Raw genomic sequence first — 26506 nt, forward strand, 5'->3', positions numbered from 1 at the left:
GATCGGGGTTAAGTCTTCGTCCGATCAGGGTGGCAGCCCTACTTCTGGACTACCGGACTTGCCGAAACCGGCTTAGCGCAGGAGGGAAAGAACACCCTGGCTGGACTGGTTTGCCTGGGCCAGCATTGCGGTGCCGGCCTGGGACAGGATGTTGGCCTTGGTGAACTTGACCATTTCCGAAGCCATGTCGACGTCAGCGATGCGGGACTGAGCGGCCTGCAGGTTCTCACCGGCGATGTTCAGGCTCTTGACAGTGTGCTCGAGACGGTTCTGGGTTGCACCCAGGTCGGCTCGCTGCGAGGAGATCGCAACGATTGCGGCGTCGATCGTGCCGATCGTGGTCTGAGCGGCAGTGTTGCCAGACACATCGAAGCCAGCGTTCGCGGCGGCCCCCTGGAGGGTGCCCAGGGTGGTGGCCACGTCTGCCAGGTCGATCGCGATGGTGTCGTTACCGGTTCCGCCTGTTCCGACCTGGATGTTGATCGTGCCAGTCTTCAGCAGGTCGATGCCGTTGAAGTTGGTCGCCTCGGTGAGACGGTTCAGTTCCTTGCCGAGGGCGATGCCTTCCTTGCCAATGGCATCGCGTGCGTCGCCATTGTTGGTGTCGTTTGAGCCCTGGACAGCGAGGTCACGCATGCGCTGAAGGATCGAGTGAACCTCGGTCAGGGCGCCTTCGGTCGTCTGGATGAGGCTGATGCCGTCCTGGGCGTTGCGGGCAGCCTGGGCTGAGCCCGTGACCTGGGACTTCAGACCCTCGGAAATGGCGAGGCCGGCTGCGTCGTCGCCGGCACGGTTGATGCGCAGGCCCGTCGACAGCTTCTCCAGGGACTTGGAGAGATCGGTCTGCGTGGCGTTGAGGTTGCGGTAGGTGTTGTTTGCCGCGAGGTTGTTGTTGATAACGAAGCCCATGATGTTTCCTCCGTGAGTGGGACTGTAAGCGATGGCCCATCCGTGGGCCTTCAGGAGTAGTTATCGCCCTTTCGGAAGCACAGGTAAGGAGAAATCCAAAATTCTTTTCGGAATTTCTTGGCCGCGAAAACCCGCCCGTCCTCAGCCCTATTCCTGCTAACGGGTGCGGAAATCTTGCCGATAGTTTGTACGAACCCTGCTGCAGGCCTCATCGTCCGCACGACGCGACCACGCGGTGGGGTCATTGCATAAGTCACCGCATTGATCGCCCGCACCATTCGCACTCATATAGGGAGCCGTCCGGACCATGGCCATCCACGAACTTTCAGCCCTGCTGTGGCGGGAGCGTGAACTCCTGGACGTTCTCACCTTCAAGCTGGAGGAAGAGCAGCTCCTTCTCACCTCGGGCAAGTCCCGCTGGCTCCCCCACGGCACCAAAGAAGTTGAACAGGTACTGGGCCATCTCTCCCAGGCGAGCCTGGCCCGCACCATCGAGGCGGCCGTCGTCGCCGAGGTCTGGGGACTTCCCACCGATGCCTCCCTGGCCGAATTGGCCGCCGCTGCCCCGGAGGGCGCCTGGGCCGAGGTCCTCACCGCGCACCTGACGGCGCTGACCCGGCAGACGGCCCTGATCAAGGAACTGCGCGACTCCAACGAGCAGTACCTGCGCACCGCTGTCCGCTCCACGCAGGAGTCACTGGCCGACCTTCGCCCCACAGCCGGCACCTACGATGCGCACGGCAAGACCGGCGACACCGCATCCTCCCGCATCTTCGACAAGCAATTCTAAGGAAGCGACCTTGAGCACTTTCGGCGCCCTGAATACCGCCTACCGCGGACTGACCGCAGCCCAGCAGGGCATGAATGTTGCCGGTCAGAACATCGCCAACGCCGCCACCGAGGGCTACACCCGGCAGCGCGTCGAGCAGTCCTCGCTGGCGGCACCCGCCCGTGGCCTCTTCAGCGGAGGTCTCCTGCAGGCCGGCCAGGGCGTGTCAGTGGACGCCATCGCACGGCTCGGCAACAGCTTCCTCGACGGCGGGGTTCGCTCCACCGCCGCCCAGGCCGGCTACGCCGGTGTCCGTTCCTCCGCCCTGCAGGGCATCGAAGGCGTTCTCCAGGAACCGGGCGAGAACGGCATCTCCACGGCACTGCATGGTTTCTGGTCCGCTTGGCAGGGCGCCGCCACCCAGCCCGACAAAGACGGCCCCAAGGGACTGCTCCTGAATGCGACAAACTCCGTGACGGACAAGATCTCCTCCGCCTACCAGGCCCTCGATGCCCAGTGGACCAGCGTCCGCGGCCAGGCACAGGACTCGGTGACCGCGGTCAACGCGGCAGCCGCCCAGGTTGCTTCCTACAACACGACCATCCGCTCCACCCTTGCCGCCGGCGGATCGGCCAACGAACTGATCGACGCGCGTGCCAAGCTCACGGACCAGATCGCTGGCTTGGCCGGCGGCACCGTCCGCGAACAGCCTGACGGCACGGTGGATGTCCTGGTCGGCGGCAATGCGCTCGTCACGGGCGGCTCTGTCCGGACCTTGCAGCTGGCAGGCGCAACTAGGCTGGCGGATGCCACCGGCAACGCCCCGCGCGTCGAGTGGACCACGCCTACTCCCAGTAGCACGGCGGCCCTCGACGGCGGCGAAATCGCCGGTGCGCTCTCTGTCCTGGCGCCGGCCGACAAGGGCGGCGCAATCGCCCAGGCAGCCGAGTCCTACAACTCCTTCGCAACCAAACTCGCCGAAATAGTCAACACCGTTCACAAACGAGGCCAGCTCCCTGACGATGCGCTCGGCAATCCTGGAGCGACTGAACGGGACTTCTTCACGACGACCGGCGTCGGCCCCGCGGCGCTCAACATCCAGGGCCCGTCGGACACGAACGCCATCGCGCTGAAGCTAAAGGATCAGGGCGCCCTGGACACCAGCATTGCGGACGAGATCTCGCAGCTCGGTACGGGCCCGGATTCACCGGACAAAATCTGGTCAGGCATCGTCACCAACATCGGGGTGCAGTCCCGGGGAGCCCAGCAGCACGAGGCGCTCACCACGGCCGCCCAAATCTCGGCCCTGACCGGGCGGGCCTCCCAGGCCTCGGTCAGCCTGGACGAGGAAAACGTCAGCCTGCTCACCAACCAGCACGCCTACCAGGCCGCTGCCCGCGTGATGACCGCCGTCGACGAGGCCCTTGACGTCCTGATCAACCGCACCGGACTGGTAGGAAGATAACCATGCTGAACCGCGTCACAAACCTGACCATGAGCGCGAACGCCCAGCGGACCCTGCTGACCCAGCAGTCCCGGCTGGCCGAACTGCAGGAAAAGGCCACCACTCTCACCAAGATCTCCCGCCCCTCGGACGATCCCGCCGCTACGGCCAAGGCATTGGAGACCCGGTCCCTTCTCGCAGCCAACGCCCAGTATGGCCGAAACATCGACGACGGCAACACCTGGCTCACCGCGGCTGATTCCGCCCTGGAGCAGGCCACTAACGTGATGCATAAGATCAAGGACCTCACCGTCCTGGCCGGCAACGGATCGCTGCCGCAGTCCGGCAAGAACGCCATCGCTGACGAGCTCAATTCCCTGAACGAGGAGCTTGTTTCGATCGCCAACAGCAAGCATCTGGGCCGCAACATTTTTGCCGGCAACTCGGATGAGCCGAAAGCCTTCAGCGGTCCCATGCCTCCTGATTTCAAGGGCGGCATTGGCCTCAGCCCCGTGGATCGGCGCATCAGCGCCACCCAGACGGTTCGGGTTGACGCCCCTGGCGAAGTAATTTTCGGCAGCGGCGCCACCTCGGTCTTCGGGGCCGTCAAGTCCATCGCTGATGCACTGAACGTCGGAACGGCCCCCACATCGCCGCAGCTCGGCAACCTTGAGTTCCGCTTTAACAGCATCGTCAACGGACGTGCTGACATAGGAACACGGCAGGCCCAGCTGGAACGTGCCGGCACCGTCAACACAGATTTGGAGGCCAACTTGGATGCGCAGAAGATGGGCATAGAAAAGCTAGATCTTGGCAGCGTCATCATGGACCTGAAACTCCAGGAAACCAACTACCAGGTGGCCCTGGCCGCCACGGCCAAGGTCCTGCAGCCCACGCTGATGGACTTCCTCCGGTGAGTACCGCCGTGCTGAACACGCCAGTGTCATTCACCGCCCCCATGCCTGGACTCGAGAACGCCCACGACTTCACCCTGCGCACCGTCGAGGGCGCCACCGGGCTGTACGCACTGGAAGCGGCCTCGGGGACGCCGGTGCGACTGTTCCTCGCCGACGCCGCCGTGTTCGTGCCCACCTACAACCCGCCGGTCCCGGCCGCCACGCTGCAGGCCCTGGAACTGGAGCAGGGTGACGCGCCGCAGGTGCTGGTGGTACTCAACCACTCCCCCGCCGCAACCACGGTGAACCTCATGGCACCGATCATCCTGAACCCGGCCACGCGCCGCTGCACCCAGCTCGTGCTGGACGGCCGGGACTACCCGCTCCGGGCGGACCTCAACTCGCTCTGACTCGCCCCAGGCTCGGCCGTCACCAGAAATGCGCGACGTCGATGACCAGCCGTGAACCGGCGTCGGGTCCAGCCAGGGTGAACACCCGGAACGGCAACCGCGCCCGGACCCCGAGTCCCAGGCTGGAATAGCCCTCGAAGCTTCCCGCCCACGCCACCTGCCGGAAGGTCTGGTAGCCGCTGACGTTGGCCAGCTCATTCTTGTCGGCCGGGTTGTACGTGGCGTTGCCGCTGCTGTCATAGGCCGGCGCATTGACCGTGACCTCAAGGAACGCCTGGCCCCGCAGCGGAACCGGCAGCCCCGAGCCGTCCTGCAGCACCTGGGGGACGTACCGTACGGTGTACCCCGCGACTGGTCCGTTGAGGTCAATGACCAGCCGGTCAAAGCAGTAATGCTGGCCGGTGCGGACACCGGTCACCTGGGCCTGGCTCAGCGCCGGCTCCGCCTTGGCCAGCGATCCCCACACCAGTCCGCAGTAGGGATCAGCCTGCGCAGGACCCGGCGCCACCAGCCCCAGCCCCGCGGCCATCAGCAAAGCCACCAGCAGTACCCGGATCTTCTTCATGTGGGCCGCCCCCTCAAGTGATGAGATAGCTCCAGAATAGGAGCCTTTCCGGCCCGTATCGAGGGCTGGCGCAGGATCGGCGCCCAACCGTTAGGCTGCCCCGCGCCCGGTCACGGGACGGTTGCCCCGCCGTCGTCCGCTTGTGTGGGAAATCCCGTGGAAACGGCGAAGCGCCGGTCCCCTTGCGGGATCCGGCGCTTCGCAGAGCTGTACGTGACGTGATGCCGCGCGGTGGAAGGTCCCCTATCCTTCGCAGTCGCGGCAGTACTTCATGCCATTCTTTTCACGGGCAACCTGGGAGCGGTGGCGAACCAGGAAGCAGGAGGAGCAGGTGAATTCATCGGACTGCTCGGGAACAACAATGACGGTCAGTTCTTCGCCGGAGAGATCCGCGCCGGGAAGGTCGATGCCCTCGGCGGTGTCGTTCTCGTCGACGTCGATGACAGCGGTCTGGGCACCGCCGCCACGGGACGCCTGAAGGGCCTCCAGCGATTCGGCGGGAGATTCTTCTTCTGTCTTGCGTGGGGCGTCGTAATCGGTAGCCATTTCGGGGGTTCACTTTCGTTGCTGCGCAGCGCCATTTCAGGCACCTCAGTGAAGCAGTTTAGGTCATTATGCGCGCAGTTGGAGAATAGTGTGCCGAAACAGACAGTTTAAGTCGCGCCGCCGCGCGAATTGGTCGGACAGGGCTCACCGCCGGCACCAAACAGCTGCCCGGAAAGGTCGACGCCGGGGGGCCGGTTCGGCGGGCAACCCGCTTAGGCCACCGGCCAGACGACAAGCGTCTTCCAGGCCGCGGGGTCCGGCTCCCTCGCCGGGTCGCTGAGGTAGTACTCCCACATCGCGTCCCCGGGAGTGAGGCCTTCGGCCTGCATTTTCGCCATGATCGCCCCGTAGGTTTCAGGCAGGGACTCGTAGGGCCCGATATGCATGGCTTCGACTGCCTGCCCGGCGGGGAGGGACCCTGCAGTCACGCCGCCGTCGCCGGCCTCCGGGAACGGCGTCGCCACCGGGAAGCCCGCTTCGACGTCGACGACGTCGGTGGGCATCCCGTGATACATCGCAAACGGCGGCCCGGCGAGTTGGACGTGCTGTTGCTGGGCCGCGCCCATAACGGCTCCGTAGGCGCGGCCGAAGAACTCGCGCAGGCCAACCATCGGAACCCTCTCGCGCAGCACCGCCGTCGGCTGCTCGTGAAGCTGGGTGGATTTGATGTCCGGCGTCTTTTCCGGATTCGTTTCAGTCATACGCCAAGACTCCGCCGCCAGGTTTCAGGGGTCTAGGGGCGAACGTCCCGGCGCACGCCCGGCGTGAAACCGGCTGCCGAGGTGGCGGCCGGTTTCACGCCGGTTGGGCTGCGTCCTGCGTGCGCAGGCGGAACCTGTCAGCCCGCGGGTTGTCCCGGCTGCTTCGGTCCGATCCGGTAGGGGCGCATCATCTCGTTGTCCTCATGTTCGAGGATGTGGCAGTGCCATACGTACTGCCCCCGTTTGTTGAACGCGGCTTTGATGCGCGTGACCTCCCCGGGGAGCGCGACGACGGTGTCCTTGAGCCCGGTCTCCCAGAGCTCCGGCCCCGTCGGGACCGACCCGGGCGTCACCTGCACCTCCTGGGTGGCCTCGTCCACGGTGATGGGCTGCCGGTTCACTACTTCGAACAGGACCTCGTGGACGTGTATCGGGTGTGCGTCGCCGGTGGCGTTGTAGAACTCCCACACCTCGGTGGATCCGACGGCAGGGTTCTCGGTGACCTCGTCGCCCCACATGCGTTCCGTCCAGACGCCCGGAGCGGTATTGGGGTCTCCGGCGACGGTGCCGAGCAGGACCTCGGCGGGGGAACCGGGGAACGTGGTCGAGACCTTCTCCAGGAGTGCAAGCGGCCGCGTCACTGTTGCTGCCGGAACGGACGGCTGTGCCGGGAGGCGAAGGAACCTGGGCGGGGTCGTCTCGTCCTTGTCGTACCCCGTTCCGACCCGGAACTGAAGTATCTGCCCGGTCCCGTCAGGGTCCGAGGGGGCAAAGTCGACTCCGGGCTGGCCTCCGCCGTACGGCTCATCGGGTCCGACGTTATTGAGTACGTAGTTGCCGGCGTCCACGTTGGTGAAGTCCACGATGATGTCGGCACGTTCTGCCGGCCCCATCAGGAGACGGTTCCCGTTCCCGGTGGTGAGGTCGACCGGCTGGTCCAGGAAGCCGCCCTCGTTGCCGATCTGCCACGCCTCGACCCCCGGAATGGCATTGAAGTCCAGGATCAGGAACCGGGCCTGGCAGCCGTTGAGGAAGCGCAGCCGGTAGCGCCGCTGTTCGACGTCCAGGAACGGCCAGGTGTTGCCGTTGACCATGAGCGTGTTGCCGAAGAACTCCGGGTTCCAGATCGGGGAGAGGTCGCTGTCCGGGATGAACGGGCCCGTGACGCCGTCGAAGAACGTCCGGCTGTCGGGGTAGAACAGTCCGCCATCGGTGTTGAAGGACCTGTCCTGGATGACGACGGGGATCTCGAACTGCTTCCGGTTCCGGCCCCGCTTATCGGAGTCCTCCGGTTTGGTCCTGGGCAGAACGGCCCGGCGCCCGTTGCGCGTGTCACGGACGGCGTCGTCGCCCTGGGGTCCGCCGCGGACGAGGTAGAACCCGGCCGGCCCGGCGTAGACGTTGAGGCGGGTCATGCCGACCGTATGGTCGTGGTACCACTTCGTGCCGGCTTCGGTGTTGGGGTACTGGAAGACGGCGAACCCCGGACCCCACTTCGCGCCGAAGGACCTGCCGGCCTTCCGGGCGAAGAAGTCGTACCAGGTGCCGCTGGAGGCGTAGCCCGCCGGGATGTTGCGTGCTTTCGGGAGGAACCAGGCTTCTGCGTATCCGTCGCTCTCGTCGCCGACGCCCACCGCACCGTGCACGTGGGTGACCAGAGGCACCGGACCCTGGTACCGGCCGGGTGTCGAGGCGAAGGTGGGCCGGGTATCGCGTCCGGCCGTCCCGCCGCCCGGGTTGGCCCAGTGCAGGGTCGGGTCCACCGGCAGCAGGTGCGGCAGAAAGTTCCCGGATCCGTCCGTCAGTTGGTTGATCCACTTGATCCGCACGGGACGCTTCCAGTCCGCCTCGATGGTCAGCGACGGTGCGTTGAAGATCTTGGGCGCCTTCGGGTTCAGCGTCTTTGCCGGCCCGTAGCCCCACACTGTCGTGGCCGGCAGCCCCGCCGGCAGGATCTGCTGGGCGAACTGGCGGACCGCGATCTCGTAGTAGTCAACAAGCTTCGACCCCATCCGCTTGGTCCCGGCCTTGGGCATCGGCGGCGGTACCAGCAACGGAGTCATGTATTTGGCGACTTGGCCCGGCGTCAACGTGCCGCCAGGGATCGCAACCGCCTGGACCAGCTGCGCGCTGCTGAACCGTTCCAACCCGGCACTCCCCAGCATCCGGGGGAGGAACATGCCGAGTGATCCGGCGGAAGTGAGTTTGAAGAACATACGACGATCCATGACAGCTTCCCCTTTTAGTAGCGTCCCGGTCCCGTCTGTCCGCCGCCTGGACCCGCACCCACCTGCTGCCGAGCAGGCTTAAGCCGTGTCGTCCGTGGCGTCGCCGGCTGCCAGCACGTGCGAACGTCCAAAATGGATCAATCCATTTGCGGTCACCATAGCCATGGAGCCTTGGGAAAAGGTTGGGGAAGAAAAGCCAGCCGCTCCGCACTGTCGTCGCTTGGCGGGAAGTCGGACGCGTCCGGCGGATAGTGTCGGCCGGGTCACGCGGACGACGGCCTTCGTTGGGGCCCCCTGTCGGATTCGAACCGACGACCCCCGCTTTACAAGAGCGGTGCTCTGGCCAACTGAGCTAAGGAGGCATTCCTGCTAACCGGCCGGAACCGGAACGCGTGTAGGCGCCCGGCGCCACGGCGCTAGATAAGGTTAGCCCACGGACGCCCGGTGGTAAAAACAGGCCCGGCCCGGGACGCACCCGGGCCGGGCCTGCTGCTGTTTCAGCCGGAGACGCTGCTACTTTTTGGCGTCAACCGCAGCGGTCAGGAACTGCTCGAACGGGGTCTTGGCGCTGTCGCCCTTGCCCCACTGCTTGCCTTCGACGAACACGGTCGGAGTGCCGGTGACCCCGATGGCCGCGGCTTCCTGGGTGGCGTGCTTGACGTACGGGCGGTACGTCTTGTCATCCACGCACTTGTCGATGCTCTTGGCGCCGAGATCGGCAGCCATCTTCTTGAGGTCGGCGTCGGACAGGCCGGCGGTACCCTCGGCAGGCTGCTTCGCGAAGAGCTCGTCGACGAACGCTGAGTACTTCTCCGGGGACTCGTTCACGACGCAGGCCGCAGCGTTGGCCGCACGCGAGGAGTAGTTGGTGGTGGAACGGCTGTCCAGGAAGCCCAGCGGACGGTACTCCACCGTGACCTTCCCTTCATTGCGCAGTTTGGTCAGGGACTCGTTGTACTGGGTCTCGAAGCTCTTGCAGACCGGGCAGATGAAGTCGATGTAGAGGACCACCTTGACGGGCTTGCCGGCCTCGGGCTCGGCACCGGGGGCGGTGACCTCCGCCGGCGGGGTGGCCGGGGCGGACGGAACGTCGGCGATCCTGACCGTCGCGGGCTCCGATTTTGCGACGTCGGTGTTGGCCAGCAGCGTGACACCACCGTGGATGTTTCCGTTGGCCGGGGTGGGGCCCTCGTCGGCGATGGGCGCGTTCTTCTGGATGTTCGTGGTGACCACGAGCGCCACAATCACAATGATGGCCACGACGGCGGCAACAATTCCCCAGCCGATGAGCAGCTTGTTGCGCTTCTCCTTCTTCAGCTGCGCCTCGCGGATCTCACGTGCTTTCTCGCGGGCCGCGGCAGTGCGGTCTGCTTTGGACTGACGGGGTTCGTTTGCGGGGGTCATTAATTCCTCGGGTCGATCGGCCTGGGATAGTCCACTGGTTGGCAATTCATCATTTTAGGGGAGAAAACTGGGAAGTTGCGCTTCAAGTTTGCTCCAGCGGTCCCCACGGGGCGAATGGCACCGAGGATTCCGTCCGGCTAGGGTGGGCTGAGAGCCACGAGCGAGCCCAGGGGGCACCAATGAACACAACAGAACACGCCGATTCGGACCGAGAGCTTTCGAGCCAGGCGGGGCACAGCGGCTCGGCGGCCGAGTCGGATGCCCTGTACGACTTCATGGTTGTCTCCAACCGGTTGCCGGTAGATCGCTGCTCCCCCGACGAGGCCGGCTGCGAGGACGGCTGGCGGCGCTCCCCCGGCGGACTCGTGACCGCCCTGGCCCCCATGATGACCAAGACCGACGGCGCCTGGGTGGGCTGGCACGGGGCCCCGGATGAGACCCTCGAGCCCTTCAGCCATGGCGGCATTGATCTCATCCCCGTCCAGCTGAGCACTGACGACATCGAGCTGTTCTACGAAGGCTTCTCCAACGCCACCCTCTGGCCGCTGTACCACGATGTGATTGCCCCGCCGGAGTTCCACCGGACCTGGTGGGACTCCTACCGCAAGGTCAACCGCCGGTTCGCGGACGCCACCATCCGCAGCGCGGCCGAGGGCGCCACGGTCTGGGTCCAGGACTACCAGCTCCAGCTCGTCCCCAAGATGCTCCGCGAGGCCCGCCCGGACCTGAAGATCGGCTTCTTCAACCACATCCCCTTCCCGCCGCCGGAGATCTTCGCCCAGCTGCCGTGGCGCCGGGCCATCATTGACGGGCTGCTGGGCGCCGACCTGGTCGGTTTCCAGCGCCCGAGCGACGCCGGAAACTTCATGCGCTCCGCCCGCCGCTTCCTCGGCGCAAGCGTCAAGCAGCAGCAGATCCATGTCAAGGACACCGACGGGAAGACCACGCACATCGCGCGCGCCCAGGCCTTCCCCATCTCCATCGATGTCAAGCAGATCAGCGAGCTGGCACGGAACCCGGAGATCATCGAACGCTCCCGGCAGATCCGCCGGGATCTCGGGAACCCGAAGACCATCCTCCTCGGCGTCGACCGGCTCGACTACACCAAGGGCATCCGGCACCGGCTCAAGGCCTACGAGGAACTCCTCGCGGACGGCAAGGTCACGGTCGAGAACGCCGCCCTGATCCAGGTCGCCAGCCCCAGCCGGGAAAGGGTGGAACATTACCGCCTCTTGCGGGAAGAAGTAGAGGGCACCGTGGGCCACATCAACGGCACCTACGACACCATGCAGAACACGGCCGTGCGCTACCTGCATCACAGCTACCCCATCGAAGAGATGGTGGCCTTGTACCTCGCGGCGGACGTCATGCTTGTCACCGCGCTGCGCGACGGCATGAACCTCGTGGCCAAGGAATACGTCACGGCCCGGACTAACAACGACGGCGCGCTGGTGCTCAGCGAGTTTGCCGGCGCCGCGGACCAGCTCAAGCAGGCCCTGCTCATGAACCCGCACGACATCGACGGCCTCAAGGACACCATCATGAGGGCAGTGAACCTGGAGCCTTCGGAGGCCGCGCGCCGCATGCGTGCCATGCGCAAGCAGATCCTGGACCACGACGTCGACCTCTGGTCCTCCGACTTCCTGAGCGCCCTCGAAGAGAAGGTAATCCGCGATGACTCCTGAGGCCACCCCGCTCTCGCTCTCCCCCGAGCTGCTCGCGGCCGTGCGAACCGTGGCCGGCACGGAACAGCTGCTGGTCGCCATGGACTTTGACGGCACCATGGCCCCGCTCGTTGACCACGCCGCGGACTCCCGGGCGCTGCCCCGCTCGGCGGCAGCTTTCGCCGCGCTGGCCGATCTCCCGCGGACGACGACGGCACTCATCTCCGGGCGCGCGCTGGACAGTCTGCGTGCAGTTGCCTTCCCGCCGGAGAAGACCCTGCTGATCGGCAGCCACGGGGCCGAAGTGTGGATGGGACCGGGCTCCGCGGAGCTCGAGCTTGACGGCGCCCAGCGGGAGCTGCTGGCCGACGTCGGCCGGGTTCTCGGGGAAATCGTTGACGCCGCGCCGGGCACGCTGCTCGAAGACAAGCCGGCCGGCGTCGTCCTGCACACCCGGCTAGCCGCCGACGACGTCGCCGAAGACGCCGTGGCCGCGGCCCGCGCCCTCTTGCAGGACCGCCCCGGGGTGTTCCTCAAGGCCGGAAACCGTGTGCTCGAGACCTCCGTGGTCCACGCCTCCAAGGGTGAGGGCATTTCCTTCCTGCGGCAGGCGACCGGCGCCACTGCGCTGGTGTTCGCAGGCGACGACACCACGGACGAGGACGCGCTGGGCAGGCTTCTCCCGGGCGACCTCGGCGTCAAGGTGGGGCTGGACTTCACGCAGGCCCAGTTCCGCGTCGAAGCTACGGCCCACGTCGCGGAGCTGCTGGAGGCACTGTTACGGGAGCGTAAGCTCGCCGTCGGCGTCTAGTACCTAGCGCATCCGGAGGCCGAAGTAAGGCGGATCACGCGTGACTTCAGCAACATTTTCGCCCTTTTGCCATAAATCTGACATACTCTGGGTGTGATGTGGCGCACAAGTACCGTGCGGCGTCATTGGATACTCCTCGGCTTCGGCCGGGGAGTATGCGTACGATTGATGCATACAACTGAATTAACAACTGAACAATAAGACCATTCACTACGGATCGTCCGGCACGTACCTGCCGGTGAAGGGATTGATAACTGTGGCTACAGTTACTTTTGACAACGCAACACGCCTGTACCCGGGCACGGAAAAGCCCGCTGTTGACAAGCTCAGCATTGAGATCGCCGATGGCGAATTCCTGGTCCTCGTTGGACCCTCCGGCTGTGGAAAGTCGACCTCCCTGCGGATGCTTGCAGGTCTCGAGGATGTGAACGCCGGCCGAATCCTGATCGGCGACCGCGATGTCACCGACATGCCGCCCAAGGATCGCGACATCGCCATGGTGTTCCAGAACTACGCCCTCTACCCGCACATGACCGTTGCGGACAACATGGGCTTCGCGCTGAAAATCGCGGGCGTCAGCAAGGAAGAGCGTGCCGAGCGGGTCCGCGAAGCAGCCAAGCTGCTGGACCTCGAACCGTACCTGGACCGCAAGCCGAAGGCACTCTCCGGCGGCCAGCGCCAGCGTGTCGCCATGGGCCGCGCGATCGTGCGTAACCCGCAGGTCTTCCTCATGGATGAGCCGCTCTCAAACCTTGATGCCAAGCTCCGCGTGCAGACCCGCACGCAGATCGCATCCCTGACCCGCCGCCTGGGCGTCACCACGGTTTATGTGACCCACGACCAGGTCGAGGCGATGACCATGGGTGACCGCGTCGCCGTGCTGAAGGACGGTCTGCTGATGCAGGTCGACACTCCGCGCAACCTCTACGACAAGCCGAAGAACGTGTTCGTTGCCGGCTTCATCGGCTCCCCTGCCATGAACCTGCTCGAACTGCCGGTCGTCGACGGCGGCGTGCAGTTCGGGGGCACCGTCTACCCGGTACCGCACGACGTCCTCGAAGTGGCCAGCGGCAAGACCGTGACCCTCGGCTCCCGGCCGGAGGACCTCGAGATCGCACCGCAGGGTGAGGGACTCCACGTGGAGGTGGATGTCGTCGAAGAACTCGGCGCCGATGCCTACGTCTACGGACACACCACGCTGGACGGCAAGAGCTATGACATCGTGACCCGCGTCGACGGCCGTCGCCCTCCGATGAAGGGTGAGTCCATGTGGGTCCGCCCGCAGTCGGGCCACGTGCACCTGTTCGACACCAAGACCGGCCTGCGCCTCGGCGACTAACCTTCGCACTTGCACGGCTGACGGCGGTCCTCCCAACCGGAGGGCCGCCGTCGGGCGTTAACTACTTTCCTGCATTTCCAAAGGCCACGCCCCATCGTTAGGGCCGTTGCCGTAAGTACGGAAGAATTGGTTCATGACCGAGGACAATAACGCCCAGTGGCACGACGAGCCCACCGACTACGGTCAGATCGGCAAACTTCCCCGTTACGAGGCCGCCAGCGCCAACGACTCCAAAGCCATGGCCTCGAGTTCGTTGAGCATCACCGCGGCGGCCACCGAACCGGAACTCCTCGATCTTCCGTGGCACATCGCCCTTGAGGACTGGCCAGCCGAGAACCTCGCAGCACTCCCCCGCGGAATTTCCCGCCACATTGTGCGCTTCGCGCACCTCGGCGGCAGCGTGATCGCCATCAAGGAAACCTCGGAACACATCGCCCGGCACGAATACCATATGCTCCGCAAGCTGGCGCGGCTGGACGTTCCTTGCGTGGAGCCCGTGGCCGTCATCACCGGGCGCACCACGCCGGACGGGCGGCCCCTGAACCCCGTACTGGTCACCCGGCACCTGAAGTTCTCCATGCCGTACCGCGCGCTGTTCTCCCAGATGCTCCGCAAGGACACCCTCACCCGCCTGATCGACGCCCAGGCACTGCTCCTGGTCCGGCTGCACCTGATCGGCTTCTACTGGGGCGACGTCTCGCTCTCCAATACCCTCTTCCGCCGCGACGCCGGCGCGTTTGCCGCCTACCTTGTGGATGCCGAAACCGGAGAGCTCTACCCGGATCTCTCCACCGGGCAGCGCGAGTACGACCTCGAAATTGCGCGGGTCAATATCGCCGGTGAGCTCATGGACCTGCTCGACGGCGGACTCATCGAGGAGAAGGTGGATCCGGTGGCCACCAGCGAGCTCATCATGGACAGCTACCGCCGGCTGTGGACCGAGCTGACCGAAAAGGAGTCGTTCGAGATCGGTGAGCGCTGGCGGGTGGCCGCCCGCATTCGGCGGCTCAACGAACTCGGCTTCGACGTCGAGGAATACGCCATCAAGACCACCCAGAACGGCTCCACCATCCAACTCCAGCCCAAGGTGGTTGACGCTGGGCACCACCAGCGCCGGCTGCTCCGGCTGACCGGACTGGACGTACAGGAGAACCAGGCCCGCCGGCTGCTCAATGACATGGACTCCTTCCGGGCTGACAACCAGCCGGCCATGGACGAGGAATACAGCGCCCACCTCTGGGTGAGCCAGATCTTCGAACCGATTGTCCGTTCCATCCCCCGCGACCTGTCCGGGAAGCTCGAGCCGGCCGAGGCCGTCCACGAGATCCTGGAGCACCGCTGGTACATGTCCGAGAAGGAGAACCGCCACATCCCGCTAGCGGAGGCCGTGCAGTCCTACATCGATTCGGAACTGCGCCACCGCAGGGACGAGGCCGCGATCATGCTCAATCCGGACACGGAGCTGCTCAAGATCCTCGAGGCGGAAACCGAGGAGTCACGCTACGGCGATGAAGACGGGGCCGACTACCCCGACTCCGACGACTAGCGGGAAGAACCCGGCGCCCCGCATGATGGCACAGGCGGGCTAAATCGCTTTTCCGGGGTTCAGGATCCCGGCCGGGTCAAAGAGTTCCTTGATCCGGCGCTGCAGTTCGCGCACGGGTTCTTTCTGCTCCAGGCCAAGCCAGCGCAGCTTGAACTGCCCGATCCCGTGTTCGCCCGTGATGGTGCCGCCCATCGCCAGGGCAACGGTGATGGATTTATCCAGGGCCGCGCCGAGGCGAGCCATGGCCTCGGCGTCGACGGCGTCATCCACCCGGTCCACCCAAAAGGTGGGGTGCAGGTTCCCGTCGCCGGCATGCGCCACCACCTTGAGCTGGACCTGGTACGCCACAGCCATCGCCTCCAACTCCGCGACGTAATCCACCAGCCGGGAACGCGGCACGGCCACGTCCTCGCCCACCCGGTATTCGTCGTCAACCTCCACGCCGCGGCTGTTGCGCCGCAGCTCCACGAGCTGCTCGGCCTCGGCGCTGGCCTCCATGGTTACCGCGGCGCCGCCGGCAATCAGCAGGGGTCGGATGGCGGCGGCCTCCGCCGCGGCGCCGTACCCGTCGGTCTGGATCAGCAGCAGGGACGATCCCCGGGAGGCGAGGTCGGAGCCGTGCGCGGCATCGAGCTGGACAAGCGAGCCGGCGTCGAGCAGTTCCATGATCGCGGGCTGGACCCGGGCCCTGCCCACGGCCAGGACGCCGGCCGCGGCGCTGCGGAAGTCCGGGTAGAAGGCGGCGATCGTGTGCACGTCCCGTGGAAGGTATTTGAGCCGGACAGTGACTCCGACGACGATGCCCAGCGTTCCCTCCGAGCCCACGAACAGCCCGGTGAGGTCATAGCCGGCGACGCCTTTAAAGGTCTGATGGCCGGTGTGGATGAGGGATCCGTCCGCCAGGACGACGTCGAGGGCCAGAACGGAATCCCTGGTCACCCCGTACTTGGCGCAGCGCAGGCCGCCGGCGTTGGTGGCGACGTTGCCGCCGATGGTGGACATCTTGAAACTTGCCGGGTCCGGGGCATACATGAGCCCGTGGACGGCAGCGGCTTCGTTGAGGTCCGCGTTGACAACGCCGGGTTCGACGACGGCGGTCTCGTCGTCCGGGTTGAGGGCCAGGATGCGGTTCATCCGTTCCAGGCTCAGCACCACGCAGCCCTTGCTCGCGTGCGCGCCGCCGGAGACCCCCGTCCCGGCGCCGCGGGCCACCAGCGGGACACCGTGCGCGGCGCACGTCCGGACGGCGGCCTGGACGTCTTCGACCGATTCGGCACGGACCACGGCCTGCGGCAACTGGTAGTCCAGCACCGGCGCCTGATCCACGGCATAGACAGTCAGGGTGGGGTGGTCCAGAGCGACCTTCGCCGGGCCCAGGGCCGAGGTGAGCTCATCGATGATGCTCATGCGGTCTCCGCTTCGTCGATTCCGGCCTTCAGTCTAAGCCGCGGAGTCGGGTGCCCGGATTACGGCGTTGATAGCGGCATGGCTCCGGGTGCCCGGACGGCGGGCAGTTGCGTGCCGGGTAGCACCCAGATACCGGCCGCGGCACCGCGGGTGCAGATCAGGGCGCCTGAGGCCAATGCATCCGCCCTGATCTGCCCGCGGGCGGTGGGAACTGCGCTGATGGGACCTGCGCTGTACGCAGGATCCGCGGCAAGTGCCAGCCGCTGGGACACGGACAAAGCGCCGGGCGCCAGGTGCACGTCGGCGGCGGCCCGGGTGACGACGACGAGCACGGCGCTCCCGGCCGTTTCCCGGATAAACGCCAGGGCGTCGCCTTCGGCGTGCAGCCAGCGGATTCCGCCGCCGCTCAGCGCGGGCAGGTCCCTGCGCAGCGCGGCGAGCGCAGCGTAGTCATCCCGGAGGTCGCCAAGGACCCGTTCGGGGTCGTTCCAGGGCATCGGCGTCCGCGATGCCTCCCCGTTGTGCCCTTTGAGCCCGAATTCGTCTCCGGCGAACACCACCGGGACGCCCGGCAGGGTGAACATCAGCACCGCCCCAAGCCGCTGCCCGCCCTCGATCATGACGGTCGCGGCCCGCGCTGTGTCATGGCTGTTCAGCGCGTTCATGTTCTGCTGCCGGACGCCCCAGCTGAATGCGGCTGCGAGGTCCAGGTGGGTGGCCAGGAAGTCCTCGGCGCCGGTCCGGTTGGGGCCGGGCAGGGGGGTACCGAAGAAATTGACGTGCGCGGCGTCCCCGGCGAGCCAGGACCACAGGGGGCGGGTGAAGTTGGAGTAGGTCATGGCGCCGTGCCAGTGTTCACCGCTGAAGTCCGGCGCGGCGTCGTTGGTGGCCTCGGCCAGCAGCGCAGCCTCGGGGTTGATCTCACGGACCCGGTCGGCGATCAGCCGGGCGACGTCCTGGTTCAGATCCGTCGCCCCGAGCCGTCCGGTCATGTTGCCGACGTCGATCCGCCAGCCGTCAAGGTTGAAGGGAGGCTTCAGCCAGCGGGCCACGGGCGAGTCTTCAGCAAGGACGAACCGTTCCCTGAGCCCCTGCGAGGTCCAGTTGAGTTTGGGCAGCGAGGAGACGCCGTACCAGGATTCGTACCCGCTGTGGTCTTCGGTGAAATAGTAGTAGCCCGCCTCCGCGGAGTCCGGTTCGTCGAGGGCTTTCCGGAACCATTCGTGGGCGTCGCCGGAGTGGTTGGCCGTGAGGTCACCCATCACTTTCAAGCCGCGGGCATGGGCGGCTTCCACCAGCTCCACCAGCGACTGGTCCCCGCCGAGGAGCGGATCCACGGACGCAAAAGTTGAGGCGTCGTAGCGGTGGTTGGAGCGCGCCGGGAAAAACGGCGTCAGGTAGATGACGTCCGCGCCGAGCTGCTGGATGTGGTCAAGTCTTTCGGTGATGCCGCCGAGGTCCCCGCCGTAGAACTGGTAGGGGGTGTCCGGGCCTGAGCCCTGCACCGGGGTGGTGTCCCAGCTGCACGCCACGGCCCAGTCCGGCGCCGGGTGTGCCGAGGCCCGGGCAGAGCGGGCGAAGCGGTCCGGGAAGACCTGGTACATCGTTCCCTGCCGCAGCCACTGCGGGGCGGCCGGGAACGTCGTCAGCCGGAAGTCCGTGTAGTCGGAGACGTCCCGGCTGAACAGGCCCTGCGCGTTGAGGCTCCAGTACCGCGGGCCGGCCTCGATCAGGAAGCGGTAGCGGGCCACCGGGTTGGTGACCGTCATGGCCGCCTCCCACCAGCCCCAGCCGTCGGCCTCGCCCAAAGCCGCGCAGGGCTCATAGCGGGGCTCACCGTCCTGGATCGAACGGAGCCACACCCGGGTGGCGGGTCCCCAGCCGGCAGGAATGCGGACCCGCAGCCGGGCCTCGTCCCCGAGCGCCACCTGCTGGGGGGCGTGCAGGCCGGAGCCGTCATGGTGCGGCAGTGGCCCGGCAGTGCCCAGCGCGGTCATGCCTAGCCCTTCACCGAGCCCGCCGTGAGGCCGCTGACGATGTAGCGCTGAAGGAAGAGGAACAGTGCCATGACCGGCACGGCTGCGAGCACGGCACCGGCGGCGAAGACTCCCCAGTTCTCGGACCGCTGCTGCGCCACGAAGGAATAGAGGCCGACGGCGAGGGTCTGGCTGTCCGGGTCCGTGAGCACCACGCTGGCGATCACGAATTCGCCGGAGATTCCAATGAAGGACAGCAGGCCCACAACGGCAAGGATGGGCGTGACGAGGCGCATGATGATGCCGAAGAAGATCTGTGTGTGGCTGGCGCCGTCGATCTTGGCCGCCTCGTCGAGCGACTGGGGCACGGTGTTGAAGAAGCCGTACATCAGGTAGGTGTTCACGCCCAGTGCTCCGCCGAGGTAGACCATGATGAGGCCCAGCTGGCTGCCGAGGCCGAGCGCCGGGATAACCTCGGAGATGCCGCTGAGCAGCAGGAAGATCGCGACGACGGCGAGCAGCTGCGGGAACATCTGCAGCAGCAGCAGGCTGAGCAGGCCGATCCGGCGGCCTTTGAACCGCATGCGGGAGAACGCGTAGGCCGCCATGGCGCCGAGGAAGACCGTGGCCGCGGACGTCACGACGCCCACCACCATGGTGTTCGCGAACCAGCGGGCGTAGGGCCGCGCAGGGTTGTTGAACAGTTCGACAAAGTTGCCGAAGTCGATCCTGCTGAACAGTGCGTTGGAGCCCACCAGCGTGCCGGTGGAGTTGAACGCCGCTGAGAGTACGTACAGGAGCGGGAAGATCGCGAAGATGGTCACGGCGATGCCGACCACGTGCCGCCAGCCCTTGTCCTTGAACCAGACGCCGAAGGGGCGCCGGCGCTGCAGCGAGCGGAGATGCTCGACGTCGGTGGTGCTTGTTGCTGCAACGTCGTCGACGCCGGGCGCCGCCGTTGTGCTGACGGTACTTGCTGACCCGTTCATGAGTTCACGTCCTCGAGTGCCTTGGTCTGCTTGAAGCTGATGGCCGAAACGGTGGCCACGATGATGAAGATGATGATTGCCAGGGCGCTGGCGAGGCCATAGTCACGCCCCGTCCCCTGCCCGAAGGCCACCTTGTAGACGAGGGTGATCAGGATGTCCGTGGCTCCAATGTCCCGGTCTGTGTCCGCGAACCGCGGGCCGCCGCCGGTGAGCATAAAGATCACGTTGAAGTTGTTGAAGTTGAAGGCGAAGGAGGAGATCAGCAGCGGAGCGATGGAGACCAGCAGCAGGGGCAGCTTGATGGAACGGAACACCCGCCACGGGCCGGCGCCGTCCATCCGGGCGGCCTCGTCCAGCTCGGCCGGCAGCGACTGCAGGGCGCCGGTGCAGACGAGGAACATATACGGGAATCCGAGCCACAGGTTGACCACTAGCACACTGATCTTGGCCAGGACCGGGTCCGTGAGCCAACCGATCGTGGCCCCGCCCAGTAGGGTCTGGTTGAGCCAGCCGAACTGCGGGTTCAGGATGCCGGACCACACCAGTCCGGACAGGAACGCCGGGAAGGCGTAGGGCAGGATCATGAGGATCCGGTACACCTTCTTGCCGCGCAGGTCCTCTCGGTTGAACGTCATGGCGAGGAACATGCCCATCGCGAACGTCAGCGCCACAGAAGCCACTGCGAAGGTGAAGGTCCACAGGATGACGCCCAGCAGCGGGCCGCGCAGACTGGGGTCAGTGAAGGCACGGGCGAAGTTCTCCATACCGACGTCGATCTTCCACCCGGTGGTGAGGGTCTCACCATTGCTGGCAGCGAAGGCGCCCTTGCCGTTGTCCCGGTAGACAGCGCCGGAGTCGGTATCGGTGAACGTGTCGGCCGCGGCGTCGTAGCTCAGGGCCGGTTTGAACTGGTAGGCGTTGCTGCCATCCGCCGTCCGCAGGGTGCCGTCCGCGGGGTCGGAGGAGACGGGCACGGTGATGCCCAGAATCTGCTGCTGGTTCGCCACGATCTCCTGGAAGGTCAGGGTGCGGTAGCCGTCCAAAGCGTTGGCCTTGCCGGTGGAATCCTTCCCGGCGCCGGCGGCTGCCTCCAGGGGCGCTTCGGTGCTGCCCAGCGAGATCTTGCCGTCCGGGTCCGTGAACAGCAGGTAGAACGAATTGCCCTTGGCGAGGACGGCCGTCTTATAGGCGGGAGAGTCGGGGACGCGTTTTTGTGCGGTGAGCTGGATGGCGGCGATCGCATCATCCTTGGTGCTGTTGTGCCCGTCGCCGTAATTGGTGAAGGCGATGTAGCCGCTGAACAGGACCACGAAGACCTGGAAGACCAGCAGGAAGAGCACGCCGGGGGCCAGGTACTTCGCGGGGAGCCCGCCCTTGCGCAGGTAGATCCAGTTGATCGCGAGGACGACGGCGGAGGAGACTGCCAGCGCCCCCCACGACTCGCTGAGGAAAAGCATCATCAGGACGTAGACGGCCAGCGCGTCCACGAGGCCGAGCAGCACGATCTTGGCGACGGTGCCCTTCGTGGTGTCCGGGCCGAAGCGGCGCCGCCGCGTGCGCGGGTGGCCCGGCCGCCCGGGAGAGCCGTCGGGGCCCGTTGCTGGGGCGGGGGTGCCGGCCTGGCGGAGTTCGGTATCTGTCATGGCTGTCTAAAGTCCTAGGGAGAAGCTGGTGGTGGTGCAGGAACGGGCCGGGCGGCATGGCTGCCGCCCGGCCCGGTGCATGCGGTTCGTTACGCTCTCCGGAGTCTCGGAGCGTCAGGAACCGGAGCGGGGACTAACCCGCGATTTTGGCCTTGATGCTGGCGGCCATCTTGGCCCAGTCGGCGGCAGGGTCGCCCTGGCCCTTGATCAGGGCCAGCTCGGTGGCTCCCCAGTCCGCCCAGACCGCGCTCATTTCCGGGATGGCCGGCATCGGGACGCCGGTGGCGCCGATCTTGCCGAAGGCGGCAACGACCGGATCGCTCGCGGCCTTTTCGAAGGAAGACTTCAGAGCCGGCGGGCGGCCTCCGGCCTTGTACATGGAGTCCTGGGCCGACTCGGACGTGAGGTAGTTGGTCACGAACTCGTTCGTGGCCAGCGCGTTGGCGCTCTTGGCGCTGATGAAGAAGCCGTTGACGCCGATGAACGGCTGGGCAGGCTTGCCACCGGCGGCCGGCAGGGCGTCCACAGCGAACTTGATGCCCTTCTTCTGCACATCCGGCACGTTCCAGGGGCCCGTCAGGTAATACGGGGACTCGCCAGCCAGGAACTTCTCCTTGGCGATGTCACCGGTGATGTTGGAGTTGATGATCTTCTCACCGGCGTCGCCCCAGGCGGCCAGCTTCTTGGCGAACTCCACGCCAGCAGCGTCGCCGATCAGGAGCTGCTTGGGATCGTAGCCGCCGTCGGCAGCCAGGCCGAACACCTGCGAACCCATGGAGGCCTGCAGCGGGTACAGGTGATAGGGGTCCCCCTGCTTGGGATCCATGCCGACCAGGAACGGGAACTTGGCCTTTCCGTCGGCAACGGCCTTCTTGCCGTTGGACATGACCTCATCGAACGTCGTGGCGGCCGCGGACACCATGTCGGTGTTGCGCAGCAGCGCGATGTTCTCGATCGCGTACGGCACGCCGTAGACGGACCCGTTGAAGGTCATGGCCTTGACGGCCGAGCCTTGGAAGCCGGATTTCTTGTCGCCGAGTTCAACCGGGGCAATGACACCGTTCTGGACGAACTTGCCTACCCAGTCATGCGGGCCGACGATCAGGTCCGGGCCCTTGCCCGTGGGAACCTGGGTGATGAAGTCGTCGCGGACTGCTGCGAAGTCCTTGACCACGAGCTTCACTTCGATGCCGGTGTCGGCCTGGAACTTGGCGGTGATGTCCTTCAGCGCGGGTGAGCGCTCGGCATCAACCCACATGGTGATGGTGCTGGCCCCGGAGGCCTTCAGGTCCGGCTTGGCGGTGGCGGTGGCCGGCGCGGTGGCTGCGGCGCCGCCGCAGGCGCTCAGTGCCAGCGCTGCAACTACGGAGATTGCTCCGGCCGTGAATACACGGCGGCTGGCCCCGGTTGCGAGGGTGTTCTGCACCTTCATTGGTGTCCCTTTCATGAATCCTGCATCCACGCTGACGGCCCTATCGGAAGGCTCTGGTGAAGAGTCCGGGGGCCCGGTGGCATCGTCGGTGATGTGGCTCACAGCAGCTGCAAGCGCTTCCAAACTACACGGTGATGATGACTTTGGAAAGTCCAACTACTGGCGGGTAATGACCGCGGTCGGATCTGCCGGGAACCCGTGTCACCAAAATGTAGCCGGACTTTAGGGCCTGGCGGACGCAGCACCGGACAGCATGACCCCGCCTATGCCGAACGTTGCACCACGATTGCGGCTGGAAGCGTTTTCAATTTGGCGGAATCAGCCTTACGATTACCGGCATGTCCGTTGACTCAGCACTCGCCGCCCCCGCCGAACTGGCCGGGACCCTGACCGGCCCCTTGACGCCGGTGCACCCCGCAGACCATCTCCCCGGCTGGTGGCGCTCAGCCGTCATCTACCAGGTGTACCCGCGTTCCTTCCGGGACCTGAACGGGGATGGCATCGGCGACCTCGCCGGGATCACCGCTGAACTTCCGCAGCTGGCCGAGCTGGACATCGACGCCGTCTGGCTCTCCCCGTTCTACCGTTCGCCGCAGCGCGACGCCGGCTACGACGTCAGCGACTACTGCGACGTCGACCCCCTGTTCGGCACACTGACGGACTTCGACGCCATGCTGGCCGAGGCCACGCGGCTGGGCCTGCGCCTGATCGTCGACCTCGTTCCCAACCACTGCTCGGACCAGCACACGGCCTTCCAGGCCGCCCTGGCCGCCGCAGCCGGCAGCCCGGAACGGGACATGTTCATCTTCCGCGACGGCCGCGGGCAGTTCGGCGGGGAGCCGCCCAACAATTGGGAGTCCCACTTCGGCGGGCCCGCCTGGACCCGGATCACCGAGCCGGACGGGACCCCGGGCCAGTGGTACCTGCACCTGTTCGACACCTCCCAGCCGGACTTCAACTGGGACAACGACGCCGTGCATGAGGAATTCGAACGCGTCCTGCGCTTCTGGCTGGACCGCGGCGTCTCCGGATTCCGGGTTGACGTTGCCCACGCGCTGGTCAAGGCCCCGGGCCTGCCGGAATGGGGCGGCCGAGCCGACGGCAACAGCTGCGACGGCTTCCCGGGCCATGACGCGCCGATGTTCGGCCAGCCCGCCCTGCACGACATCTACCGCAAGTGGCGCCGGATCCTCGCGGAATACGGCCCGGACCGCATCCTCTGCGCCGAAGCGAACGTGGATCCGCTCCCCCGCCTGGCCGACTGGGTCCGGCCGGACGAAATGCACCAGGCGTTCAACTTCCCGTACCTGCACACCGGGCTGGACGTCCGCCGCATGCGCGGTGTCATCACCGAATCCCTGACGGCGCTGGACTCCGTCGGCGCGCCCAGCACGTGGGTGCTCTCCAACCACGATGTAGTCCGGCATGCCACCCGTTTCGGCTACGACGGCCACGCACCCCGGGACGGCGACGGGATCAGCAGCTTCGATCTGCAACCGGACGAGGCCCTGGGCCGCTCCCGGGCCGCGGCCGCCTCCCTGTTCATGCTCGGCCTGCCCGGCGGCGCCTACCTCTACCAGGGCGAAGAGCTCGGCCTGCCCGACGGAATCGACATCCCGGACAACCAGCGGCAGGACCCCACCTTTGCCCGCACCGGCGGCGAACGGCTGGGGCGCGACGGCTGCCGCGTGCCGCTGCCGTGGCGCGCCGCTGAGCTCCACGCCGGATTCGGCGACGGAGCGGCCCCGTGGCTTCCGCAGCCCGCAAGCTTCGCGGGACTGGCCCGTGACGCCCAAGCCGCCACGCCGACGTCGCACCTTAATCTCTACCGGCGCATGCTCGCCGCGCGGCGGGAGCTGGGCCTCGGACAGGGTTCGCTGGCCTGGGCAGAGGACTGGTGCACCGACACCTGCCTGGCGTACCTCAACGGCACCACCCTGGTGCTGCTCAACGCAGGGCGGGAGTCCGTTGAACTGCCCGCCGGACGGGTACTGCTGCGCAGCTCCCAGGGCTCCGCGTCCGACGGCGCCGACTCAGCTGGACTGCTCGGCTCCGGGCATCGGTTAGGCTCAGGGGAAACTGTTTGGCTGGAAATCCACACCGAGGACGCTGAGAGCTAAGAATGCCCGGGATCAAGGACGTCGCGGAGCGCGCTGGCCTGTCCATAGCCACCGTTTCGCGGGCCTTGAGCGGCAAGGGAAATGTCTCGGCCCGCAGCCGTGAACTCGCCCAGACTGCCGCAGCCGACCTCGGTTTCGTCCTCTCCTACCATGCCTCCAGCCTTGCCTCCGGGCGGACCCACAACGTCGGCGTCGTGGTCCCGTCCGTGCACCGCTGGTTCTTCTCCTCCGTGGTGGAGGGCGTCTCGGCGGCACTGCTGGACGCCGGCTACGACCTCACGCTCTACAACATCAGCGAAGGGCAGGAACGCCGGCACAGCGTGCTGAACGACTTCCTGCTGCGTAAACGGGTGGACGCGGTGATTGCGGTGTCGTTGGAGCTCCGTGAGGCCGAGATCCAGCAGTTGCTCGCCATCCACCGGCCGATTGTCGGGATCGGCGGACCATTGCCGGGGGCCTCGACCATCCGTATCGATGACTCGGGCATCGCGGACGCCGCGGCACGCCACCTTATCCAGCTCGGCCACACCAAAATAGCCCACATGACCGGGGACGCCGAATACGACCAGGACTTCCGTCTGCCCGGGACGCGCCAGGCCGGCTTCAAGAAGGCCATGAAGGACGCCAGGCTGGAGATCCGCCCTGAGTGGCAGGTCTCAGCGGACTTCACGATCCGGGGCGCCTACGCCAGCGCCCGCCAGCTGCTCGGCGGTTCCGTGGAACGGCCAACAGCGGTGTTTGCAGCGTCGGATGAAATGGCAATCGGCACCATTCTCGCCGCCCGCGACTTCGGCCTCCGAGTGCCCTACGACCTGTCAGTGATCGGCATCGACGGCCATGAACTTGGCGAGGTGTTTGGCCTGACCACTATCGACCAGGACGCCCGCGGGCAGGGTGCGCTGGCGGTCCGCCGTCTGCTGGCAGGCCTCGACGGCGGCGGGGACACCGCGGCTGCCGACACCCAGTATCCGACGAGCTTTGTGATGCGTTCCAGCACGGCCGTACCGCCGGTGGACACGGTGCCGCGGCGAGGATAGGTCTCACGTTGGGGCGCTGCCGGGCCGCCTACAGGCCAGGTGGGCTCAGCCGCCGGCGCCCATGAACCGCGTGAAGCGACCGAGGACGCCGGGCCAGCCGGCGGCGTAGTCCGCCCGCGTTGCGGCAGGGTCCTCGGCGCCTTCCCAGCCGCTGTGGACAAGCCGCAGCTCCGTCCCGTCCTCCAGTGCCCGGAACGATACCCGGAGCTCGGTAGACCACATAGCCGAGGACCCGGGGTGCCAGCTGGCGTGGAAGGACAAGGGGGGCTGCCAGTCATCGATGGAGCCCCAGATAGCGGTTCGGCCGTCGTCAGCGGTCTCCAGGATCAGCAGCTCTTCGAATTCGACATAGGAGCCCGCGCCGTAGACGCTCTGCGTCTCCATCGGCCACCAGAGGTGGGTGTGCTCGGTAAAGCCCACAAAGGCGCGTGCGACGGCGCCTGGAACGGTCACTGTGCAGCACACCGGGTCCAACGCGTCTACCGACGACGGCTCCGCTCCGTCCGTTGGGGCATGGCTGAAGAGGTTATCCATGGGCATCAACTCTACCCGCGGCCGCCCACACTCATGACCCCTGGCTCCTTGTTTGGTGGTTAAAGTGGGAGAGCCTCCAACCTGGTGGTTGGAGGCTCTCGACCTGAATGATGTTCCGGCGGTGACCTACTCTCCC

The 26506-nt window shown here is 66.3% G+C and carries 22 protein-coding genes and 1 tRNA gene; 10 read left to right on the forward strand and 13 right to left on the reverse strand.

Annotation, left to right across the window (positions count from 1 at the left end):
* Nucleotides 1–72: 72 nt before the first annotated feature.
* Nucleotides 73–909: a flagellin gene (locus tag BJG92_RS06610; RefSeq protein WP_232083231.1), complete on the reverse strand. Its 837-nt coding sequence runs from the start codon at nucleotides 907–909 to the stop codon at nucleotides 73–75.
* 307 nt (nucleotides 910–1216) lie between these two features.
* Between BJG92_RS06610 and BJG92_RS06615 the strand changes: the two genes are divergently transcribed.
* From BJG92_RS06615 to BJG92_RS06630, 4 genes are read left to right on the forward strand one after another with little or no spacing between them, the layout of a single operon-like run.
* Nucleotides 1217–1699, forward strand: a complete 483-nt coding sequence (locus tag BJG92_RS06615) for a flagellar protein FlgN (protein WP_232083232.1) — start codon at nucleotides 1217–1219, stop codon at nucleotides 1697–1699.
* A 10-nt stretch (nucleotides 1700–1709) separates the two neighbouring features.
* Nucleotides 1710–3143: a flagellar hook-associated protein FlgK gene (flgK, locus tag BJG92_RS06620; protein ID WP_232083233.1), complete on the forward strand. Its 1434-nt coding sequence runs from the start codon at nucleotides 1710–1712 to the stop codon at nucleotides 3141–3143.
* Between the two features lie 2 nt (nucleotides 3144–3145).
* Nucleotides 3146–4039, forward strand: coding sequence for a flagellar hook-associated protein FlgL (flgL, locus tag BJG92_RS06625; RefSeq protein WP_232083234.1), 894 nt, complete (start codon nucleotides 3146–3148; stop codon nucleotides 4037–4039).
* Nucleotides 4036–4428: a flagellar assembly protein FliW gene (locus BJG92_RS06630; protein WP_232083235.1), complete on the forward strand. Its 393-nt coding sequence runs from the start codon at nucleotides 4036–4038 to the stop codon at nucleotides 4426–4428. The genes flgL and BJG92_RS06630 overlap by 4 nt, the downstream gene beginning before the upstream one ends.
* 19 nt (nucleotides 4429–4447) lie before the next feature.
* On the opposite strand, the gene BJG92_RS06635 is transcribed toward BJG92_RS06630, so the two are convergent.
* From BJG92_RS06635 to BJG92_RS06660, 6 genes are all read right to left on the reverse strand, one after another.
* On the reverse strand, nucleotides 4448–4993 hold the full coding sequence (locus tag BJG92_RS06635) for a hypothetical protein (protein ID WP_232083236.1): 546 nt from the start codon (nucleotides 4991–4993) through the stop codon (nucleotides 4448–4450).
* A 243-nt stretch (nucleotides 4994–5236) separates the two neighbouring features.
* The gene (locus BJG92_RS06640; RefSeq protein WP_090956868.1) at nucleotides 5237–5539 is read right to left on the reverse strand and encodes a DUF4193 domain-containing protein; all 303 of its coding nucleotides are present in this window, start codon (nucleotides 5537–5539) and stop codon (nucleotides 5237–5239) included.
* Nucleotides 5540–5751: 212 nt separating this feature from the next.
* Nucleotides 5752–6240 (reverse strand): GyrI-like domain-containing protein, encoded by a 489-nt coding sequence (locus BJG92_RS06645; protein ID WP_232083237.1) that lies wholly within the window; start codon nucleotides 6238–6240, stop codon nucleotides 5752–5754.
* 137 nt (nucleotides 6241–6377) lie between these two features.
* On the reverse strand, nucleotides 6378–8456 hold the full coding sequence (locus BJG92_RS06650; RefSeq protein WP_232083238.1) for a multicopper oxidase family protein: 2079 nt from the start codon (nucleotides 8454–8456) through the stop codon (nucleotides 6378–6380).
* Nucleotides 8457–8753: 297 nt separating this feature from the next.
* Nucleotides 8754–8830, reverse strand: a tRNA-Thr gene (locus BJG92_RS06655).
* 151 nt (nucleotides 8831–8981) lie between these two features.
* Complete coding sequence (locus tag BJG92_RS06660) at nucleotides 8982–9872, reverse strand: DsbA family protein (protein ID WP_232083239.1); 891 nt, start codon at nucleotides 9870–9872, stop codon at nucleotides 8982–8984.
* A gap of 275 nt (nucleotides 9873–10147) precedes the next feature.
* Here BJG92_RS06660 and BJG92_RS06665 point away from each other — a divergent pair, with 275 nt between their 5' ends.
* The 4 genes from BJG92_RS06665 (at nucleotide 10148) to BJG92_RS06680 (ending at nucleotide 15232) form a co-directional block, all read left to right on the forward strand.
* The gene (locus BJG92_RS06665; RefSeq protein WP_232083251.1) at nucleotides 10148–11557 is read left to right on the forward strand and encodes a trehalose-6-phosphate synthase; all 1410 of its coding nucleotides are present in this window, start codon (nucleotides 10148–10150) and stop codon (nucleotides 11555–11557) included.
* On the forward strand, nucleotides 11547–12347 hold the full coding sequence (gene otsB, locus BJG92_RS06670; protein ID WP_232083240.1) for a trehalose-phosphatase: 801 nt from the start codon (nucleotides 11547–11549) through the stop codon (nucleotides 12345–12347). The genes BJG92_RS06665 and otsB overlap by 11 nt, the downstream gene beginning before the upstream one ends.
* Nucleotides 12348–12603: 256 nt before the next feature.
* Entirely contained in the window at nucleotides 12604–13686 is a 1083-nt protein-coding gene (locus tag BJG92_RS06675) for an ABC transporter ATP-binding protein (protein WP_232083241.1), read from the forward strand.
* 133 nt (nucleotides 13687–13819) lie between these two features.
* The gene (locus BJG92_RS06680) at nucleotides 13820–15232 is read left to right on the forward strand and encodes a DUF4032 domain-containing protein (protein ID WP_232083242.1); all 1413 of its coding nucleotides are present in this window, start codon (nucleotides 13820–13822) and stop codon (nucleotides 15230–15232) included.
* Between the two features lie 39 nt (nucleotides 15233–15271).
* Here the strand turns inward: BJG92_RS06680 and BJG92_RS06685 are convergent, their stop codons facing one another.
* The 5 genes from BJG92_RS06685 to BJG92_RS06705 all read right to left on the reverse strand — a co-directional run bounded on the left by BJG92_RS06685 (nucleotide 15272) and on the right by BJG92_RS06705 (nucleotide 22679).
* Nucleotides 15272–16639, reverse strand: a complete 1368-nt coding sequence (locus BJG92_RS06685; RefSeq protein WP_232083243.1) for an FAD-binding oxidoreductase — start codon at nucleotides 16637–16639, stop codon at nucleotides 15272–15274.
* A 59-nt stretch (nucleotides 16640–16698) separates the two neighbouring features.
* Nucleotides 16699–18636: a glycoside hydrolase family 13 protein gene (locus BJG92_RS06690; RefSeq protein WP_232083244.1), complete on the reverse strand. Its 1938-nt coding sequence runs from the start codon at nucleotides 18634–18636 to the stop codon at nucleotides 16699–16701.
* Between the two features lie 2 nt (nucleotides 18637–18638).
* Nucleotides 18639–19604: a sugar ABC transporter permease gene (locus tag BJG92_RS06695; RefSeq protein ID WP_232083245.1), complete on the reverse strand. Its 966-nt coding sequence runs from the start codon at nucleotides 19602–19604 to the stop codon at nucleotides 18639–18641.
* Entirely contained in the window at nucleotides 19601–21247 is a 1647-nt protein-coding gene (locus BJG92_RS06700) for an ABC transporter permease subunit (protein ID WP_232083246.1), read from the reverse strand. Before BJG92_RS06700 ends, BJG92_RS06695 begins: the two co-directional genes overlap by 4 nt.
* Nucleotides 21248–21380: 133 nt before the next feature.
* Complete coding sequence (locus tag BJG92_RS06705; protein ID WP_232083252.1) at nucleotides 21381–22679, reverse strand: maltose ABC transporter substrate-binding protein; 1299 nt, start codon at nucleotides 22677–22679, stop codon at nucleotides 21381–21383.
* A gap of 338 nt (nucleotides 22680–23017) precedes the next feature.
* Between BJG92_RS06705 and BJG92_RS06710 the strand changes: the two genes are divergently transcribed.
* The gene (locus tag BJG92_RS06710; protein WP_232083247.1) at nucleotides 23018–24799 is read left to right on the forward strand and encodes a glycoside hydrolase family 13 protein; all 1782 of its coding nucleotides are present in this window, start codon (nucleotides 23018–23020) and stop codon (nucleotides 24797–24799) included.
* A 2-nt stretch (nucleotides 24800–24801) separates the two neighbouring features.
* Nucleotides 24802–25836 carry a LacI family DNA-binding transcriptional regulator gene (locus BJG92_RS06715; RefSeq protein ID WP_232083248.1) on the forward strand — a complete coding sequence of 345 codons (1035 nt, stop codon included), beginning with the start codon at nucleotides 24802–24804 and terminating at the stop codon, nucleotides 25834–25836.
* Between the two features lie 45 nt (nucleotides 25837–25881).
* Here BJG92_RS06715 and BJG92_RS06720 read toward each other — a convergent pair whose 3' ends face one another.
* Complete coding sequence (locus tag BJG92_RS06720; protein WP_232083249.1) at nucleotides 25882–26370, reverse strand: SRPBCC domain-containing protein; 489 nt, start codon at nucleotides 26368–26370, stop codon at nucleotides 25882–25884.
* Nucleotides 26371–26506: the final 136 nt, after the last annotated feature.

Origin of the sequence: Arthrobacter sp. SO5 (assembly GCF_020532805.1) — a bacterium.
Lineage (GTDB): Bacteria > Actinomycetota > Actinomycetes > Actinomycetales > Micrococcaceae > Arthrobacter.